The following is a 17,497-nucleotide window of genomic DNA, read 5'->3' on the forward strand; positions in this document are numbered from 1 at the left end:
CCGCACGGTGGTCACCCCGCCGAGCCGGGGCTGGTGTAGCCGAGGGATTTGAGGTCGGCGGCGCGGGTGCCCGCGGGCTGGAGGTCCGCGTACGGGTGGAGGCGCGCTCCGCTGGTGCCGTTGGCGAGGGTGCGCTGCGGGGCGGCGCCCTGGGCCGGTGTGGGGGCCGGATCGGCGCGGCCCAGCAGGGCTAGGGCGGCTTCGGGGCCCCGGTCGCGACGGGCGACCGCGATCTCCTCGAGGTTCCAGACCATCTGGCCGACCACCGTGCGGCGAGGCCCGCGGGCCTCGACGGTGCCGCGGACCAGGAGCAGACCGGAGTGGAAGACCGTGTGGGCGCAGGCGTCGTGGCTGTCCTCGAAGAACGCGATGTCGACGAGGCCCCGGCCGTCTTCCAGGGTCACGAAGATGACCCTCTTGCCCGAGGGGATCGGCGGTGTCTGCGTCGAGGCGCGGACTCCGGCGACCAGGACCCGCTGCCCCGGGCGCATCGCGCCCAGGTGCGCGGAGTCGACGGCGCCGATCTCGCGGAGCAGCCGGTGGTGGTGCTCCATCAGGTGCTGGGAGACGTCGATGGACAGCACCTCGATCTCCGCGTTGAGCGCTTCGCGGCTGGTCATCTCCGGCAGCCCCGACGGTGCGGCGGTGACGAGTGCGCCGCCGAGGGCGAGTTGGCCGTCGACCGCGCGCCCCCGGGTGTGGCGGTGGAGCTCGGAGACCTGGAGGAGGAGGTCGCGGCGGGTGAGGCGGCCGCGCAGGGCGTCGAGTGCGCCGATCCGGATCAGGCGCTCGGCGGTCGGGAGCGCCGGGCGGGCCCGCTCCCAGAAGTCCTGCAGCGAGGCGTAGGGCGGGCCGGCTGCGATGCGGGCCACTTCCTCGGCGCCGGCGCCCTTCACCGTCGACAGCGAGAGCCGTACCGCCCAGGCCCCGTCCGCCGTCCGCTCGACACGGTGTTCAAGCGCGGAGTGGTTGATGTCCACGGGGAGTACGGACACACCGTGGCGGCGGGCGTCGGAGACGATCACCCGGGCGGGCCACATGCCCGGGTCGTGCTCCAGCAGCCCGGCGTAGAGGGCCGCGGGGTGGTGGGCCTTGAGCCAGGCCGACTGGAGGGCGGGTACGGCGAAGGCCACGGCGTGCGCGCGGCAGAACCCGTACGCGCCGAACGCCGCGACGATCCCCCACACCTCGTCGAGCACCGGGGCGGCGTAGCCGCGGGCGCCCGCCCGCTGCCGGAACCACGCCTCCACCCGGGGCAGCCGGTCCGGTCCCGCGAGGGCGCGGCGCGCGAGCTCGCCCAGTGCCCGGTCGCATCCCGTCATCACCGCGAAGATGTCGATGATCTGCTCGTGCCAGATGGTCACCCCGTAGGTGTCGGCGAGCACCGGTTCGAGGTCGGGGTGCGGGTAGCGGGGGGCGGCTCCGTGGCGGGCGGCGATGTAGAGGGCGGGCATGCCGCCCTTGACCGGGCCCGGACGGAACAGGCTGATGTCGGCGATGACGTCCTGGACCCCGCGCGGCTGGAGGCGGCCGACGAGATCCTGCTGGCCGGGCGACTCCAGTTGGAACATGCCCACGGTGTCGCTGGCGCAGATGAGGGCGAAGGCGCCGGGGTCGGCGAGGGGGACGTGGTCGGGGTTGTCGAGGTCGAGCTGGCGGCCGGTGGTGCGGCGGACCTCGGCGACGGCGTGCGCCATCGCCGACTGCATCCGTACGCCCAGGACGTCCAGTTTGACCAGGCCGAGGTCTTCGACGTCCTCCTTGTCCGCCTGGACCATGGGGTAGCGCCCGCCCGGGGTGGGCTGCACCGGCAGCCGGTCCAGGAGGGCGGCGTCGGAGAGGATCACTCCGCACGGGTGCATGGCGTAGCCGCGCGGCAGGGCGTCCAGGCCCTCGGCGAGCTCCCACAGCGGACCGTACGAGGCGGCTTCGGCGGCGAGTTCCTTGAGCTCGGGGAGCTCGGCGAGGGCTCCGCGGATGTCGCAGGCCCGGATGTGCGGGAAGGACTTCGCGATCGTGTCGACGGTCTGCGGGGGCAGGCCGAGGGCGAGGCCCGTGTCGCGCAGGGCGTGGCGGGCCCGGTAGGTCTCCGGCATCGCGGCGACGGCCACGCGCTCGGTGCCGAACCGTTCGATGATCCGGTCGTAGACCTCCAGCCGGCGGGCCGACTCCACGTCGAGGTCGATGTCGGGGAGCGAGCGGCGGCGGACGCTGAGGAAGCGCTCGAAGAGCAGGTGGTGTTCGAGGGGGTTGGCCGTGGCGATGAAGAGGGCGTGGTTGACCATGCTCCCGGCGCCGGATCCGCGGGCGGCGACCCGGATGCCCATGGCCCGGATGTCCGTGACGACCTGGGCGACCGCCAGGAAGTACGACTCGAAGCCCAGCTTCCCGATCACGCCGAGCTCGTGCTCGAGGCGCCGGACCGCCTGCCGGTCGCGGTCCAGGCCGCGCGCGAACATCCCCTCCGCGCAGCGGCGGCGCAGCAGGGCCGCGGCCTCGTCCGGTCCGGGTCCGGCGCCCACCGATTCCGGCTCGGGGAAACTGCGCCGCGCGGGGGCGGGGCCGATGCCGATGCCGAGGTCGGCCACCGGGTCGACGGTGCACAGTTCCGCCGTACGTACGGTCTCCGCGAGCAGCTCCGCCGTACGGGTCGGGTCCGAGGCGGCGCCCGAGCCGGCTCCCGGGCCGGTGGCCGCGGCGATCCGCCCGGCGGCGTACGCCATCGCGTCCGGCCCCTTCAGCCAGCGCTCGCCGCTGTCCAGCCGGCGGCGGTCGATGGGGCGCAGCAGCCGGGCGGAGTCCAGTACGTCGGCGATGCGGTGCTGGGCGGGGTCGGCGTAGCGGACGGCGTTGGTGAGCACCGCCGGGATGCCGAGCCGGTCGGCCAGCCCCAGGGTGCGGGCGGCCAGACGCAGCGAGCCCGGCCCGGTGCCGGGGACCCCGTACCAGAGCACCTCGAGCCGCAGCCCCGGGCCCACGACCTCCCGCCAGGGGGCGAGGAGCCGCTCGGCCAGATCGGGCCGGCCGGCGGCGAGGGCACGTACGGGCTCGGACATCGGGCCGAGCATGACCACCAGTCCTTGGTCCGCGTAGCGCTCCAGGACGGGCCAGGACACGACGGGTGGGGGGGCCAGGGCGGAGGCGGAGGCGGAGGCGGAGGATGCGGCTATGGCGGCAGCTGCCGCCGTATGGGAGGCGTCGGCGGGGGCTTCGGCCGCACGGGTGGCCCCGGCACGGGTGGCAGCCGCGTGAGCGGGGGCGCCGGGGGCGCCGACCGCGTGGGCGCCGACCGCGTGGGCGCCGACCGCGTGAGCGGCGGAGACCAGGCGGCACAGCCGGGCCCATCCGGCCGCGTCCCGCGCGAGGAGGGTGACCCGCAGGGGCGGCTCGACCACGTACGCACCACCCCGCACGGGCGTCCGCGGCCGCGCCCCGGCGGGGGCGGCCCGGCCGCCGGATCCGACGGCGGGGGCGGGGGCGACGGCGACGTCGACACCGAAGACCGGCCGGACCCCCGCCCCAGCAGCCGCCTTCGCGAACCGGACCGCCCCCGCGACGGTGTCGCGATCGGTGAGCGCGAGCGTCCCGATACCCCGCTCGACGGCCCGTTTCACCAGGTCAGAGGGGTGCGAGGCGCCGTACCGGGCCGAGTAGCCACTCGCGGCATGCAGGTGCGCACCGACGCCCATGAGCCACCTCCGATCGACTGACCACCCCTTTCCAGCCACCCTGACCAGATACAACCACCGTATCGAACATAATTCGAACAGCGCGACTTCCCGGAACAGCCCAGCGCCCTCGACCGGTCCTGTGCGACTGAGCGCCGTAGTCGGTTCCGACCGCTCTTCCGTGATGTCTACGACTGCAGGAGGATGCGGGCTCGGGCTCCGAGTCGGACCGCCGACCCCTGGGGTCGCTGTCACTCCGCCACCGTCACCATTCGCCCCCGGCAGAAGGGACACGGAGTCGGCCTTCCCGCGCCCATCAACGTCCATCCAGCGGAGACCGGCGCCGCAGCGCCGACTCGACAGCCTCGACCGCCTCGACATCGAGGTCAGCACCTCAGTTGGCGACCGTCGCCAACTCTGGCGCTCAGTCATCCTGTGGCTCAGCACAGCAGTTGGCCTCTGAGCGTTGTGGTTGGCCCCACGCCCGGGTCAGCCCGGTGAGTAGGCCCCGGCGGGACGTGAATGAGGCCCCCTCTACCCTGGCCCGATGATGGATGCGGATGCGCGTGACTTCCGGGTCGGCGACGTGTTGTCGGTCACCTGCCCCTTCACACCGGCCAGGGTTGAGCAGGGCGTGACCTGGGACAACGTGTCCGTGCGCTGGCCCTGGTGGGAAATCGACAGCGACAACGACTTCATCCACTGGAACGGCGTCGTTGCCCTGGGCGTGGACACTGGCGAGTACGTCGCGCCTGAAGTGCAGGCGGAACTGTTCCGAACCGAACCGCCGCCCCACCATCTGAAGGCAGGAGACATCTGCCGGGTTGGAGTGCCGCCGACCGTGGTGCACGTGACGGCCGTCGATCACCATGACCCGCCCCTTGAGACGGGCTGGTTGCCCCGCCCGCGACAGACGGTGACGGCGCTGCGCCGCGGCATGTCCTACCGCGAGTTTCCGGACGGGAGCCATCTCGACGGCTCGGGGTACACCATTCATCCCGGCGACGGGATCCCCTTCGACTTCGAACTGTTGATGCGGCCGTACCCCCAACTCGACCTGGGCGATGAGGTCGCCGACGCCACCGGCCGGGCATGGCGGTTCGACGGTCCCTGGGAGTGGACGCCCTTCGATGGGGAGCCGGTCGGCGCGGGACCCGGGTGGCCACTGGTCCTGCTCACCCGCGCAGGAGCGCCATGCTCCATCGAGCAAGCCGAGGCAGTGGCCGCGAGCACAGCGAACGGTTCGCACCAGGAGACGGTCCGGGACTGGATGTCACTCACGAGCGCCTCCCCGACGCCCTGACCGGCGGCGTCGCCTCCGCCGTCGACTCCCTGGGCGGGGACTTGGCCGTTAGCGGTCTGATTGGCCGGTGTTGGCGGTGACGCGGCGGTCGTACGGTTCGGGTGGCTGAGCAGTTCGTACTGCTGGCGCTGGACTTCCTGGGCGGGGTGGAGCGGCGACGATGATCAGGAAGCGGTGTCGGCGAGGATCGCACGACGGGCGTCGATCGCGGCAGCGAGCAGGCGCTCGTCCAGCATCGCCTCGCCGTCCCTTGTGGAGTCGTTGACCGGTATGCGTGTACGCCGGTCGATCAGCGCCGTCAGTGACGGCAGCGCCGGGATCGCTCGCCGGCCCATGCGTGCGAGGCCTTCCGCGTAGTACTCGCCAATCCCGTAATCACCTAGGTGCGGTGTCATGAGAGCGAGAAGGCGGGGAAGCGCCGTGGGACCGGCGTGCCGCAGCCATAGCGGAGCGCATGCCGCCTGCATGCGGCCAGGCCGTTTGAAGGTGAGGTGGTACAGCTGGGCAGCCTGCCGGAACGTCAGCGGGCCCGCGTCCAGCAGGGCCGAGAAGATCTCGGGGGCACGTTGAAGTCGCCCGGTGTCCACGGGTTTGGCTTGAAGGATCGCCGCAGCCGCGGCGCTGTCGTACGACGGCGGCGGGCTTCCTGAAGGTCGATGGGCCTTGGGATACGGAGCGAAGGGGACCGCGGCGATCAGTGCGCGGTGTGTCCGCATGGCAGCCTCCGAAATGGAGGCGGTGGTAAGGGCTTTGGCCATGGCCGGGCTGATCCCCTCTCCACAATGACGGACCAGCAGGGGCAGGAGTTCGACCGGGGCCGCCCGCCAGTGATGACACGCCTCCCGAGCCAAGCCGGCGCCGATGTCCCGGGTGGCGGAATCACCGACGAGTCGTGTCACCAGGGTGTAGACGTGACGCTCGCGCCCCAGCCTGCACAGGACCCAACCCCAGCGCCACCCGACTCCGTCCAGGTGGCGCGCCGCCTCCCGGGCATCGACGAGCAGCGCCCTATCGAGCAGCAGCCACTGCCGCGGAGGGGCGCCGCTCAGGGTCTGCAGCCGGGCAAGGAAGCGGACGGAGGCCAAGGGGTCGTCATGCAGGTGCGCGACGGAGCCCCGAAGCCAATCGGCGAGGGCAGTACGCACCACGGGCTCGGTGAGTTCACCGAGAGCCCGGAGCGCGACATCGCGGCTTCCGGCGTGCACGACGAGATACGCGGCCCGGCGCCGTACCTCTTCGTCAGGGTCGGTGAGTCGAGCGAGCGCGGCCTCGGCGGCTTCAGGCCAAGGGCGCCTGTCCCCGGCGGATGACAGGAGTTCCGTGGCCTCACGACGTACGAACGCATCGTCGGACCGTGAGAGCTGAAGCAGCCGGACGGCTACAGGGCCGGCGCGATCGGCCCGTATCGCGTCGATGATCGCGATGCGGGCAGGGTGGGCGGCGGTCGTGGCATGTCCGGCGGACACGGCCTCGTCCAGCCACTTCATCGGACGGGGCGGTGGCCGCCCTTCCGCGCGGAGAATTCGATCATGCGGCTGATCATGCCACGCGCGGCAACCGCCGGGCCACGACATTAGTCCTCTGCAGGCAGGGACACTCGCAGGCTGTGCATGACTGAGCCTCCACCAGCAGCCTCTGGATCTTGGTGCTGCAGTTGACCCCTGAGCGCTCCGGTTGGTTCTGACCGCTCTTCCGTGAATCTCCTGCAGGAACGGTCCTGCAGCCGGGCACTCCGAGCGCCTCCAGTCAGGGAGCGACGTCCAGGCCGCAAATGATCGTCTGGACCGTCGCTCGCCAGGCCTCCGCTTCAGTGGTGTCGACCCAGCCCTCGGCCATCTCTGAACCGTCCCGCAGAACATGACGGAGCGCCCGCCCGGCCTCGGGCCGGAGCAAGATCGGCAAGACGGGCAACGGCTCAGTAGGACCGTCATCAGGGTCGAGCGGTGGAACCGGGCGGCACTCGCCGGCTGGCGCCATCCCGCGGCTGGCGTAGGCATCACGGAACAGCGGTCAGAACCTTGTAGTTGGCCGCGATGCGCGTTCTCGTTGGCCCGCGGGGCTACGGCACGCGCCTCTACCTGCGACGACTTCGGGGAGAACCCTGTGCAGGTGTCCCGGGTACTGCTGCGTTGGAGGCATGGAGTCATCCGATGCCGCGGATGCGGGGGGGGTGTCTGACATGGTCGGGCCCCGTCGGGGCGGACGGGTCGGTCAGCTGTGCGCACGGTAGTCCGCGAGTTCTCCACACCGGCCCGCCGTGCCGCGCGCCCATCGGCCCGTGCTGTGCTGCTCCGGCACTGGCCGCGGCTACTGCGTCTGCTCAGTGTGGGGGTGCTCCGGCGCCGCCGGGCAGATGTAGAGCTGCTGGGCGTAGCCGCTGCCGATCTGGACCGCGGTGGGGCACCCGGGGTCGAAGCCGTCACAGCCGGTGGAGTCCTTGTACGGGGATCAGCTGCGGTGTCGGTGCCCCGGGACAGGGACGCAACCGCATCGCCGTGCGCGCCAGCAGGGCCAGCAGGGCCAGCAGGGCTGGCTGAGGCAAGACCGCGGTCACGTCGAACGGCCGCGGCGGAGTGATCGGAGTGGCGTTCACCACCCTGATCTCGCCGACTGCGTCTGACAACGGAGCTCCCCAGGGCAGCTCTCCCCACAGGGCGTTTAGCGGCGTTTACCTGCACTTATGAGGGTGCGGAAGGCGGGGATCCGGGGATTCCAGGCCTCGGGGAAAGGGCCATCCCAGCGTATGCATAGGATGCGAGCACTTCTCGGGGGAAACGCACACGCCACACGGCCCGGCGCTGCCATCGCGCGCATGGGCGCGGCCTGCCTCCCCCGGCTTCGATCAAGATCCTGGGGGGATCCTTTGACGACTTCTTCGCGCTCCCATCGCCTGCGGCGCACCGCGCTCGCCACCGCCGTGGCCCTCGCCGCGGGTACCCTGCTCTCGGCCGGGCCGGCCTCCGGCGCCGGACACGACGGCTCCGCCGCTGCCGACAAGACGCCTCTGGCTGCCAGGGAGCTGAAGCCGCGCCTGGACCTGAACAACGACTGGTACGGCGACCGCGTCTACCGCACCCCGCTGAACGCCGGGATTGCGATCAAGGAGCTGGACGGCTCCGACTCCGGCCACGCCTACGGGCTGGGTGACACCACCGAGGTCGCGCGGGACGTCGTCGCGCTCGGCAACATCCGGGGCGGCTGGGGCACCGAACTGCTGCGCTGGCTCCCCGACGGTCGCGTATCCCTACAGCAGGCGTACGAGACGGCCGTCCAGGCGCCCACCTGGACGGGTACCGGCTGGCAGATCTACAACAAGCTGATCGCCACCAACGACATCACCGGCGACGGCCGCCCCGACATCGTGGCCCGCACCTATTCCGGTGACCTCTACCTCTACCGGGCCACGGGCGCGACCACCGGCAACCCGTTCGCCGCCCGCGTGAAGATCGGCGGCGGCTGGGGCATCTACGACCAGATCGTCGGCACCGGCGACCTCGACACCGACGGCCACGGCGACCTCGTCGCCAAGTCTCCCGACGGCAATCTCTATTACTACAAGGGGACCGGGACTGCATCCGCCCCCTTCAAGGCCCGCACTCTGGTCGGGGGCGGCTGGAACATTTACAGCAAGCTGTTCGCCGCCGACTACTCCGCCGGCTCGAAGAACGGCCTCAACGCCATCGGCACCGACGGCACCGTGTACTTCTACCCCAGTAAGGGCAACGGCGTCTTCGACACCAGGATGTTCGGGGGCGGTCCGATGAGCGTCAAGTGGACCCAGGCGGACGTCGTCGTGAACTCCGGCGTCACCCCGGTCTACGGCAAGCACGGCATCACGGCGGTCGACGCCTCCGGGGGCGTGTGGGCGTACACGAACCTGACCACGGGCCGGTTCGACGGCAAGCAGCAGAAGCTGGCCCAGAGCGTGCCGACCGGCGCCAAGCTCTTCAGTGCGGCCGGCGTGGACCAGAAGAACAGGGTCACCCGCTACGTCCTCACGGGCTCCACTCTGACCACGCTGATCACGGGCTCCACAGTCAAGGGCGACTTCACCAACACCCGACTGATCTTCGGCCCGGGTGACCTGACCGGCGACGGCAAGGGGGACCTGCTGACGGTCGACACCTCCGGCGTCCTGTGGCTGCGGTCCAACACCGGCAGCGCCACCGGCTTCGCCAACCCGGTCCGGGTGGGAAGCGGCTGGAAGACCTCGCTCATCGTCGGTGCCGGAGACATCAGCGGTGACGGCCGCCCCGACATCGTCTGGCGCGGACTCGACGGCCACCTGTACATGTACCGGGGCACCGGCGACGCCGCACAGCCGTTCGCCTCGGGCCGCGAGGACGTCGGTGCCACGGGCTGGGACGCGTACACCACCCTGACCGCACCCGGCGACCTCAACGGCGACGGCCGCGCCGACATCATCGGTACGGACGCCAAGGGCGAGGTCTGGCTCCACAAGAGCACCGGCCTGGGCGGAACCAAGTCCTTCTCCGCCCGCTCGTACCTCGACGAGGGCTGGAACAAGTACACCCAGACCAACTAGGAGTGTTTCCCTGGGACGCCGGTGACCTGATGCCGAGCCGAACGGGCTCGCGGCGGATGGCACTGACATCGGCAGCATAGAAGCGCCTCGGGAGTGCGGGCGGGCTGATCACCTGCCCGCCCGCACTCCCCGGCGTCCTGCGATGAGTTGATGCAGCGCGATCACGGTCGCCCTCGCGGCTCCTAGGCCGGCCAGGGCACCTGCGAAGGGGAACACGCCGAGGCCTGGACGAGGCAACCGATGGTGACCACCTCGGACAGCACGCGGATATTCGAGGCCAAGGGATGTGAATTGCATCAGACGCGAGAACTCGCCTCTCCGTGACAGGACGTGCCGGAACAGGCAAGTTGTGGCCACGCGTCACGCGGACCGGCCGTACACAGACCCCTTGACTCGCAGGAAAAGGGGCCGGGCTTCGTGCGCTACGCGCAGTCGTAGCGGTGTGTGAAAGGACGCCCGGGGCAGACGTGGCACTCAAAAAGGTACACACCGCCAAGGTCGCCCAACACCAAGCCTGGACCCGCGGAGGGAGTGTGTCCCTCTTCGACCGGGGTCCAGGCACGCCGGGACACCGCGTCAGCTTCCGTGCTCTCCACTGTCAGCAGGTGTTCCATTCGATTCCCGCATTCGGAGCATTCCGGCCAGTCCGGCTCCTGGCACCAGCCGGGGTAGCCAACCAGTTTCGTCCCGGGTGCGGTGGAGAGGTGGCTCTGGTAGTCCCAGCCCGTCTCCTGGTCCAGGTCCAGGAATCGGAACTCCAACTCGTCCCACATGTCGTCATGCAGATCCCAATAGGGGTACTCCGTCACCAGCTCTGGATGCACCACACAAGGACGTGGGACATAGTTCTTCCACAGCTCCGCCGGGCATGGCGGAGTCTCCAACACCTTCCCGACCGAGCCCGCCTCTCGCCATTGGACGTGCGGAACGATCCAACGATGTCCACTGTGCTTCCGTGGGCACCAGAGAACTTGGAGTAGATCGCACCCTTCAGGAAACGGGACGATGCCAGGAACGCTGGTGCGGTAGATCTGCACGACAGGCACCATCGGTGACCCCTCATGCTCGGAGCACAACGACCAGGCCTCCTCGGCCGGCCACAGCAGCGGGCCTCCGACCGAGCTGTCTCGGCTCGTCGGCTCACCCACACGTGGGTGAAGCCGCACGGTCTCCTTCCGGAGGGGCACCACCTCGGGAAACAACTGCTCAACGTCCACTGGTCGCGGCGGGGCATGGCGGGGCATGGCGGGGCATGTCGACAGGCTACGAGAGGACGTTCGCGCACGGCCTGGCCGGTCTCACGTTTCACCGCGGCGTCCCTCATGGGCCCGGCCTCGGTATCCACCGGTGGGTTGTCGAACGGGCCATCGCCCGGCTCCGCGGCTTCCGCCGACTACGGTTCCGATGGGAACGACGCGACGACATCCACGAAGTCGCTCACGGTGGTACCGGTCCCCCTTGCTTGTGACCAACCAGCCCTCTCCCAGCAGAGGAAGCAGAGGAAGCAGGAACCAGCGGGTCCTCGGTGAGAGGGACCGGTGCGGCCAGTACCTCCTCGTAGGCCGGGGGCGGGAAGACACAGGGGCCCGCGCCATCCTGCGTCTCCCGCTCGACCAGCTCCACCGGGTATCGCCACTACGGGGACACCGGACGGGGGCCGGCCGACCCGGGCCCGCATCCTGAGGGGATGCGTCGGATGTTTCTGGCCCCGGGCCGTCGGCCTGCGGTGACCGGGGCCGTCCAAGCAGGTCAAGCAGGGCCCGGATGCGACCCGACTCCCCCGGGTACAGCCGAGCTCGCCGCGCTCCGGAACCGGGGCTGCCCGTGGCCGCTGGACTGGCAGCGGCACCGCCCCACTCGGCTGCCGATCGCTAGTTCTTCTGCAGGGTGCGGGTGACACCGGCGATGACGGCGGTCGTGAGCATCCAGCCGAAGACGATCAGCAGGTAGGCCAACCCCTGGATGAGGTCGTTCGACCAGTACCACCCCGCGCGCTGTCCCAGACCACCGATGGGAATCAAGAGGTCGAGTGTGTAGACAAGGGGTTGGAACGGAACTCCTTCACCCGGCTTCACCGGGGTGGGAGTGTCGGTACCGAAGACCAGAGTGCCCAACAGCGTCAACGTCAGGAGCCAGACACCTGCCAACCAGGGCCGGTAGCCATAGCCCACGGCCACGTCGAGCAGGCGACCCCACGCCCGCGCCGGCAGGGCCAGGGTGCGGCGTCGGTGACGCTGTTTGGCCAGGAGCACGCGGCGGGCGTCGTCGTCGTGGCCGATCCGCCGGTACCAGCCCGCGAGTTGCTCGTACGGCTGCGGGGCATACCCGGGATTCCGGCGGACCCACGCCAGGCGGCGGGCCACCTCGTCCCTGACCGGCGTTCCGCCGTCGTCCGCTGGTGACGCCGGATCCCGGAAGCGGATGGAACCGTAGGTGAACCCTTCCAGAAGCACCTTCCCGGGCCAGCTCCGCTCGCCGTCCTGGCACCCGGTGGCCTGTGCGAACCGGAGGTCCACCAGCCCTGAGCGCGGTGCTGCGGGTCGGTAGTCGAAGTCCCCCACCTGCATCGCCATGCAGTCCAGGGCCGTGCCGTCCCCCTCCAGACGGGCTCCTTCGAAGGTCAGCAGACCCTCTATGCGAGCCCCGCGCAACCGCACACTTCCTTGTGCGGTGAACCCCTGGGAGCAGTCCACGGCCGAGGCGGTCACATCACCGGCGGCAAGTGCGACACCCCCCGTGTTCTCCAGCCGTGCGCCTTGCAGGACCAGGCCTCTGAGCAGCCGTGCGCCGGGCAGCCGGAACCCGCCTCGTGTGGTGAGCCGACTCGCGAAGACGCCGCCGTCCAGGACAAGGCCACCCGCGAGCACCGCCCACTCTTCCGGGCCTGAGATCTTCGCATCCGAGAGCAGAAGATTCCCGGCCATGCGGGCGTTGACGAATATGAGGGAGCCACCTTCGACACTCGACCGACTCAGATCCAAGTCACCTTCGATCCGGGCGAGTTCGGCATCAATTCCCGGAACCCAGCTGTCCGTGATCTCGATCGTCCGGGTCGTGGTCCCGCGCAGCCGCACCGCCTCGTCCAGCCGACAGCCCACCAGGGAGAACGTGTGGCGGATCTCCGCCCCGGACAGGTCGAGACGACCGGTGATACGCGTCCCGGCGAGTCGCAGGGCGGCCACGCCACCGGACCGATCGTCGTTCGCGCCGAGCAGCAACGCCGCCACAACGGCCGCGCGGATGGTGCGTTCGGGACCCCATTGAGCACCCACGGAGGGAGCGTCCGCCTCGGGCAGGCCTGTACGCAGATCAACTCGCCTCCCCTCGGGGAAGGCGTCCCACAGCTCGCGCTCCGGCAGGGTCAACTCGTCATATGACAACACCCCTGCAGAGTAATGATCTCCACAGCCGGTCGCGCGCCAACCAGCAGACCAGTTGCCTCTGTTAGGGGTTCTTGGCGCTCCAGTTGGCACTTCGGCGTTGGCGGGTTCGCCCTCTCGGGCAACGGAGCGCCGAATGCTCTGGCCGGCCAGATCTTCGGCCCCGACGGTTACTCTCGACGCCGGCTCCCGCGACTCTCCGTACGTTGCGGCAGTGGTGGGTGCTGACCGCGCCATAGCCCTCGCCAAGGGGCGGCGGCAACCTGGGCCCGGACGCTACGGCACGCCAAGTTCTCGTATGCGTGGAAGGCGTCAGGCGGCGACGAAGGCGGCCTCGTAGGCGGCAACAGTGCGCCCCGTCCGGTGTCTTCAGATGGGTGATGGCCAGAAGTGGCTCGGCAGCATCATCGTCATCGCCGTGCACTCCGGAGCGATGAGCAGGGGGAAGACCTGGTCCTTCAACAACCGACCTGGAAGATGTCCACGAGCAAGAACACCGCGTCAGGGCTGTAGATCACGGCAGCCGGGAGGTCGTGCCGGCCGTGTGCGAACGAATCATTGTTCGCCTGCACGACGGCAGGGCTCTGCACTCGGTGATGGCCGTTGTTGATCTCGTCACGCCGCAGAGCGTGGCCAGCCGTCCGAGCATCTCCGATCCCGGCCCAACGCCGCGCACCGCTGTGACGTGCAGTCCACCGTAAGGAGGGCCTGGGGAGGGCCAGGGAGCGAGCCCAGGCGCGTGCGGCAGAATCCGGGGGTGACGTTTATGGGGGGCCTGGCCGAGTTGGAAGCCGGCATGGTGGCGCTGGCGACGCCGATGCGGGTGTACGTGGCGACCGGGCGGTTCGCCGAGGTGGATCCCGACCTGCCGGAGCTGGCGGCCCGGGTCCGCATGCTGCTGGCCGAGGTCGCGGTGGACGACGCCTGGCGGCGCTTCCTGCCCGGGTACGTTCCGCCGTCCGTCCCTGAGCTCTGCGCCGCACTGGAACCGGTGGAAGCCCACGAGGCCGCCGCGTTCCTGGTCCGGGTCGCGACCGTCGACCTCGTCTGGCCGGACCACCGGCACCTGCCCGTCGAGGCTGCGGAGCGCGCGGCGGACCGGGTGGTGTCCCTCCTCGGGCCGGAGGCGAGCTGGTGGACGAACCACGACGCCGGGTGCGGCGCCGTGAACGGGCTCACCCCGCTGTTCGACAGCCTGCTCGCAGGAACGGACGGCGTGCACTTCGCGCTGGCCCTGCAGATCGCTGACGACTGAACGCCTCGCCCCGCAGGAGCGGGGTGGGGGCCGACCGGCGCGAGCCCCCGGAGACGGCAGCTGATATCCGGGTGCGGTGAGCGGAGCGGGCCTGGTATCTCCTGGGGGATGGACCCTCTGCAGACCCCACGCCTCGTCCTCCTCCCGCTGGACGCGGACCGGGCCCGGCGGGTCGTTGCCGGAACGCCGGGTCCGCAGGACCGCTGGGCCGAGGGGTATCCGGACGCCGGGGACCGGGCCGGGGCCGAGCGGTACCTGCGGGTGCTGGCCGACACGGGCGACCCCGCACCGTACGGGGCGTTCGAGATCCAGCGCCGCTCCGACGGGCTGCTGATCGGCGGCGCCGGTTTCCACGGCCCTGCCGACGAGGAGGGCCGGGTGGTCGCCGGCTACGGGCTGGTGCCCGCCGTACGGGGCCGGGGCTACGCCGCCGAGGCCCTGCGGGCCCTGCTGGAACACGCCCGCGCGCACGGGGCGGCCTCGGTGTCGGGCGACACCGACCGCGAGAACACGGCCTCGCAGCACGTCATGACGGCCGCCGGCATGCTCCCGGTCGGCGAGGACGCGCGGCTGCTGTACTACGCCGTGAGCTGGACGCGGGCAGTCGACCCGGCACGGAAGAGCGGCCAGAACCCGTCGGTCGGCGTCCGGCCGTGACGCGCCGCGACCGCGTACTCGCCGTCCTGCGCCGGGATCCTGATCTGGCGGGACGGGCCGCGGAATCCTTCGGCTTCGACCTCGACCGGGCCGAGCACGTGGAAGAGGTCCGTCTGGCGAACGGAGTGCCGCTGAGGGCCGTGGCGGGCGGGCGACGACGCTGGCGGAACCCTTTCCTCTGCACCGACGAGGCCGTGCTGCACGCGAGCTCCGAGGGTGAAGCGGGCCTCGCCGGCGGCGACTTGGACGAGGGGCCGAGGACGAGATCCGGAGCGCCTACGCCCCCGGGCTGGACGCCGATCGCAGCACGCTGCTCGGTGGGCTGGGACTGCGCAGGCTCCGGGAATGCCTTCTGCGGACCGAGCCCGAGTTCCTCCTGGTGAACGCGGAGGAAGGCTGCGCGTACGAGTTGCAGGACCGGCTTCCTCGTCCGCCGCTCTGGCAGGCGGTGTTCGCTCCCGGCCGGGCCGTTCTGGCCCGGATGCGGGTGGACCGCACCTGCTGGGACGCGATCGCGAACGATCCCGTACGGCGGGCCAGCGTCCTGCGCGCAGCCCAGTACGACCGGCAGCCGGGGGACTTGCAGCCTCTGCGCCTCCTCCTGCGGCAGGAGGAGGCCGGCCGCGGCAGCACCGAGGAGCTCCGCCTCGCCGCAGTCCTGGTCGGCCCGCACGGCATGACGGAGGACCACGCTCTGCTGCGCGCGTCCCTGCGGGGCCAAGCCGACCGGTCCTAGCCGTTGATGTCGAGTGCCGTCCCGTACAGCCGGGACACCTTCAGGCGGATGACCACGCGGCGCTCGGCGACCAGCTGTTCCAAGAAGGCGTCCTCGTCCTGCGGCTTCGCGGCCTCCGGCACCATCGCGAGCAGCTCCCGCCCGGTCGCGTCCCCCGGTGTCGTCGTGACCTCCGAGACCTCGGCTTCGCCTTCGGCCACGGCGAACGACCACACGTCGCCGCCCGGAACGTGTACGGCCGCACGTGGATCGCGCCTGAGCTGACGGACCTTGACGCGGTCGGCGGTGGTGGAGAACCGCACGATGCGCGCTTCGGCGTCCCAGTTGTAGAGCATCGTGGTGAGGTGGGGGTGGCCGCTGCTCTTGTTGGTGGCGAGCGTGCCGAACTGCTGCGTACCCAGCAGTTGGGAGAGGGCTTCGTCGGACAGGGCGCGGGGACCGGCATTTTGAGTCATGACGTGATCAACTGCCGCGCGCAGGCGGCTATTCCACGCTGTCAGAAGAGTCCCGCACCGCAGCACCGTGTGGGAAAGTCGGCGTGTGACACGTCTGGCGGACCCGCTCCGCTTCTTCAGCATGCTGGCCGCCTGGGTCGCCACTCCCTGGGTGCTCGCACCGTACTCCGTGCCGCTCGCCGTGGCGTCGGTCGTCCTTCTTCTCGCCACGGTGGCGCTCTTCGGTACGCCCGGTGACCACGGGGTGCCGAGGGAGCGCATCCTCGTACCCGTCCCCGGCGTGGTCACCGTCGGTCTGGTCCTGCTCCACCTGGTCGCGGCTGTCGCCGCCTCGTGGGCGGTCTGGTCGACGTGGGCCGCCGTCTCCGTGACGGTGCTGGCCTCAGCCTGCCTGATCGCCGAGCAACCACGATGGCGGCAGCTGCTCGCCCGACGGAGCTGATGCGGATCGGGTGTCAGTGGCCCCTCTTACGGTTCCGCGCCGTCGAGCGCGTGCGCGGCGCCCTGTCGAAGGACGGCGTCGAGGCGGTGTCGTTCGTGCTGGAGGTCGAGCCGGCGGGCAGGGCGCTGCTTCACCTGTTGGAGCCCAGCCCAGCCGTGGAGGCGGGCCTCGGTCCGCATCCGGGGGCGCTCGTCCTCGTCGAGGGGGCGCTGCCCGAGCCATGGCACCGACTGCCCGATCCGGTGCCGGGAGCGGCGCCGGCGCCGTCGGCGGACCCGGCGCTGCTGGAGCGGACGCTCCGCGGGCGGCTGCCCGGAGCGGTGACCGGCTGGCCGTCGACCTGACGCCCGGTCCCCGCGGCCACACCGGACAAGTGGTCGTCCTCTCCCACGAGGAGAGCGTGGGCGCCGGCCTCGTCGCCGACTCCCTCACCGACTTCGCGCTGGACCGGCCCGGTGCGGAGCCGGGTCCGGAGTCGCGTACGGAGTCCGGCAGTGGGGAGGTCCAGCAGGCCGCGGCGGCCGTCGCGTGGGTCAACTCGTCGAGCCTGCGGAGCATCGAGGCAGCCGTCCACCCCGGGCTGGAGGTCCTGTCCATCGGGGCGCGGAGCGGTCCGCCGTTCAGTCTCGCGCCCTTGGCCGGGCTGCCGCGCCTGCGAACCCTCTCCGCCTGCCCCGGCACGCTCGCCGACCCCACGGAGGTCGCCGGGCTCACCCGGCTGGAGTTCCTCGAAGTCGGCCCCCTGGAATGGCGGGTGCTCCTCGATGCCGGGGCCGTCCCCCGCAGTCTGTCGGCCGCCATCGTGGTGCACGGCGAACAGGATCCGCGTGCATAGAATCCGGCCATGTCGATCACACCCTCCATACCCATCCTCCACGGCAGGAAGGGGACGGATCTCCGCGTCGCCGACCAGGAGTTGGTCCTGTGCCGGGCGCCCCACTAGCACCGCATCCCCTTCGCGGCGATCGCGCGCGTCCACGCGGAAGGCCGGGCCGTCGAGGTCAGGCTCACGGCGCCCGCCGCGACCGCGCCGACCGTCTACCGGGTCGAGGACG

The 17,497-nt window shown here is 71.0% G+C and carries 13 protein-coding genes and 1 pseudogene; 8 read left to right on the forward strand and 6 right to left on the reverse strand.

Annotated elements, in window-relative coordinates; genetic code table 11:
* Positions 1-11: 11 nt before the first annotated feature.
* On the reverse strand, positions 12-3,689 hold the full coding sequence (locus ACODT5_RS17875; protein WP_422520298.1) for a DNA polymerase III subunit alpha: 3,678 nt from the start codon (positions 3,687-3,689) through the stop codon (positions 12-14).
* A gap of 526 nt (positions 3,690-4,215) precedes the next feature.
* Here ACODT5_RS17875 and ACODT5_RS17880 point away from each other — a divergent pair.
* A complete protein-coding gene (locus ACODT5_RS17880; protein ID WP_422520299.1) occupies positions 4,216-4,971 on the forward strand; it encodes a hypothetical protein in 756 nt (251 codons plus the stop codon).
* A gap of 164 nt (positions 4,972-5,135) precedes the next feature.
* Here the strand turns inward: ACODT5_RS17880 and ACODT5_RS17885 are convergent, their stop codons facing one another.
* The 3 genes from ACODT5_RS17885 to ACODT5_RS17895 all read right to left on the reverse strand — a co-directional run bounded on the left by ACODT5_RS17885 (position 5,136) and on the right by ACODT5_RS17895 (position 7,594).
* The gene (locus tag ACODT5_RS17885) at positions 5,136-6,458 is read right to left on the reverse strand and encodes a hypothetical protein (RefSeq protein ID WP_422520300.1); all 1,323 of its coding nucleotides are present in this window, start codon (positions 6,456-6,458) and stop codon (positions 5,136-5,138) included.
* 259 nt (positions 6,459-6,717) lie between these two features.
* The gene (locus ACODT5_RS17890) at positions 6,718-6,948 is read right to left on the reverse strand and encodes a DUF4259 domain-containing protein (RefSeq protein ID WP_422520301.1); all 231 of its coding nucleotides are present in this window, start codon (positions 6,946-6,948) and stop codon (positions 6,718-6,720) included.
* Between the two features lie 442 nt (positions 6,949-7,390).
* Positions 7,391-7,594: a hypothetical protein gene (locus ACODT5_RS17895; protein ID WP_422520302.1), complete on the reverse strand. Its 204-nt coding sequence runs from the start codon at positions 7,592-7,594 to the stop codon at positions 7,391-7,393.
* A 240-nt stretch (positions 7,595-7,834) separates the two neighbouring features.
* On the opposite strand from ACODT5_RS17895, the gene ACODT5_RS17900 reads away from it, so the two are divergent.
* Positions 7,835-9,517, forward strand: coding sequence for an FG-GAP repeat domain-containing protein (locus ACODT5_RS17900; protein ID WP_422520303.1), 1,683 nt, complete (start codon positions 7,835-7,837; stop codon positions 9,515-9,517).
* Between the two features lie 1,871 nt (positions 9,518-11,388).
* Here ACODT5_RS17900 and ACODT5_RS17905 read toward each other — a convergent pair.
* Positions 11,389-12,900: an oxidoreductase gene (locus ACODT5_RS17905; protein WP_422520304.1), complete on the reverse strand. Its 1,512-nt coding sequence runs from the start codon at positions 12,898-12,900 to the stop codon at positions 11,389-11,391.
* Between the two features lie 763 nt (positions 12,901-13,663).
* Between ACODT5_RS17905 and ACODT5_RS17910 the strand changes: the two genes are divergently transcribed.
* The 4 genes from ACODT5_RS17910 (at position 13,664) to ACODT5_RS17925 (ending at position 15,545) form a co-directional block, all read left to right on the forward strand.
* The gene (locus tag ACODT5_RS17910; RefSeq protein WP_422524953.1) at positions 13,664-14,152 is read left to right on the forward strand and encodes a hypothetical protein; all 489 of its coding nucleotides are present in this window, start codon (positions 13,664-13,666) and stop codon (positions 14,150-14,152) included.
* A 108-nt stretch (positions 14,153-14,260) separates the two neighbouring features.
* Complete coding sequence (locus tag ACODT5_RS17915) at positions 14,261-14,809, forward strand: GNAT family N-acetyltransferase (protein ID WP_422520305.1); 549 nt, start codon at positions 14,261-14,263, stop codon at positions 14,807-14,809.
* On the forward strand, positions 14,806-15,192 hold the full coding sequence (locus ACODT5_RS17920; RefSeq protein WP_422520306.1) for a hypothetical protein: 387 nt from the start codon (positions 14,806-14,808) through the stop codon (positions 15,190-15,192). Before ACODT5_RS17915 ends, ACODT5_RS17920 begins: the two co-directional genes overlap by 4 nt.
* Entirely contained in the window at positions 15,189-15,545 is a 357-nt protein-coding gene (locus tag ACODT5_RS17925) for a hypothetical protein (RefSeq protein ID WP_422520307.1), read from the forward strand. The genes ACODT5_RS17920 and ACODT5_RS17925 overlap by 4 nt, the downstream gene beginning before the upstream one ends.
* Here ACODT5_RS17925 and ACODT5_RS17930 read toward each other — a convergent pair.
* Positions 15,542-16,000: a TIGR03618 family F420-dependent PPOX class oxidoreductase gene (locus tag ACODT5_RS17930; RefSeq protein ID WP_422520308.1), complete on the reverse strand. Its 459-nt coding sequence runs from the start codon at positions 15,998-16,000 to the stop codon at positions 15,542-15,544. The genes ACODT5_RS17925 and ACODT5_RS17930 overlap by 4 nt on opposite strands.
* An 85-nt stretch (positions 16,001-16,085) precedes the next feature.
* On the opposite strand from ACODT5_RS17930, the gene ACODT5_RS17935 reads away from it, so the two are divergent.
* Positions 16,086-16,442 (forward strand): hypothetical protein, encoded by a 357-nt coding sequence (locus tag ACODT5_RS17935; protein WP_422520309.1) that lies wholly within the window; start codon positions 16,086-16,088, stop codon positions 16,440-16,442.
* Positions 16,442-17,268, forward strand: a pseudogene (locus ACODT5_RS17940) (hypothetical protein); the annotation flags it as partial. The gene ACODT5_RS17935 and the pseudogene ACODT5_RS17940, both read left to right, overlap by 1 nt.
* Positions 17,269-17,497 lie beyond the last annotated feature (229 nt).

The organism is Streptomyces tatrensis (genome assembly GCF_049310065.1).
Taxonomy (GTDB): domain Bacteria; phylum Actinomycetota; class Actinomycetes; order Streptomycetales; family Streptomycetaceae; genus Streptomyces.

Excerpts from the sequence above, each read along its gene's own strand:
- ACODT5_RS17875 (WP_422520298.1), bottom strand. The coding sequence starts at position 3,689 with ATGGGCGTCGGTGCGCACCTGCATGCCGCGAGTGGCTACTCGGCCCGG.
- ACODT5_RS17880 (WP_422520299.1), top strand. The coding sequence starts at position 4,216 with ATGATGGATGCGGATGCGCGTGACTTCCGGGTCGGCGACGTGTTGTCG.
- ACODT5_RS17885 (WP_422520300.1), bottom strand. The coding sequence starts at position 6,458 with ATGAAGTGGCTGGACGAGGCCGTGTCCGCCGGACATGCCACGACCGCC.
- ACODT5_RS17890 (WP_422520301.1), bottom strand. The coding sequence starts at position 6,948 with ATGGCGCCAGCCGGCGAGTGCCGCCCGGTTCCACCGCTCGACCCTGAT.
- ACODT5_RS17910 (WP_422524953.1), top strand. The coding sequence starts at position 13,664 with ATGGGGGGCCTGGCCGAGTTGGAAGCCGGCATGGTGGCGCTGGCGACG.
- ACODT5_RS17915 (WP_422520305.1), top strand. The coding sequence starts at position 14,261 with ATGGACCCTCTGCAGACCCCACGCCTCGTCCTCCTCCCGCTGGACGCG.
- ACODT5_RS17930 (WP_422520308.1), bottom strand. The coding sequence starts at position 16,000 with ATGACTCAAAATGCCGGTCCCCGCGCCCTGTCCGACGAAGCCCTCTCC.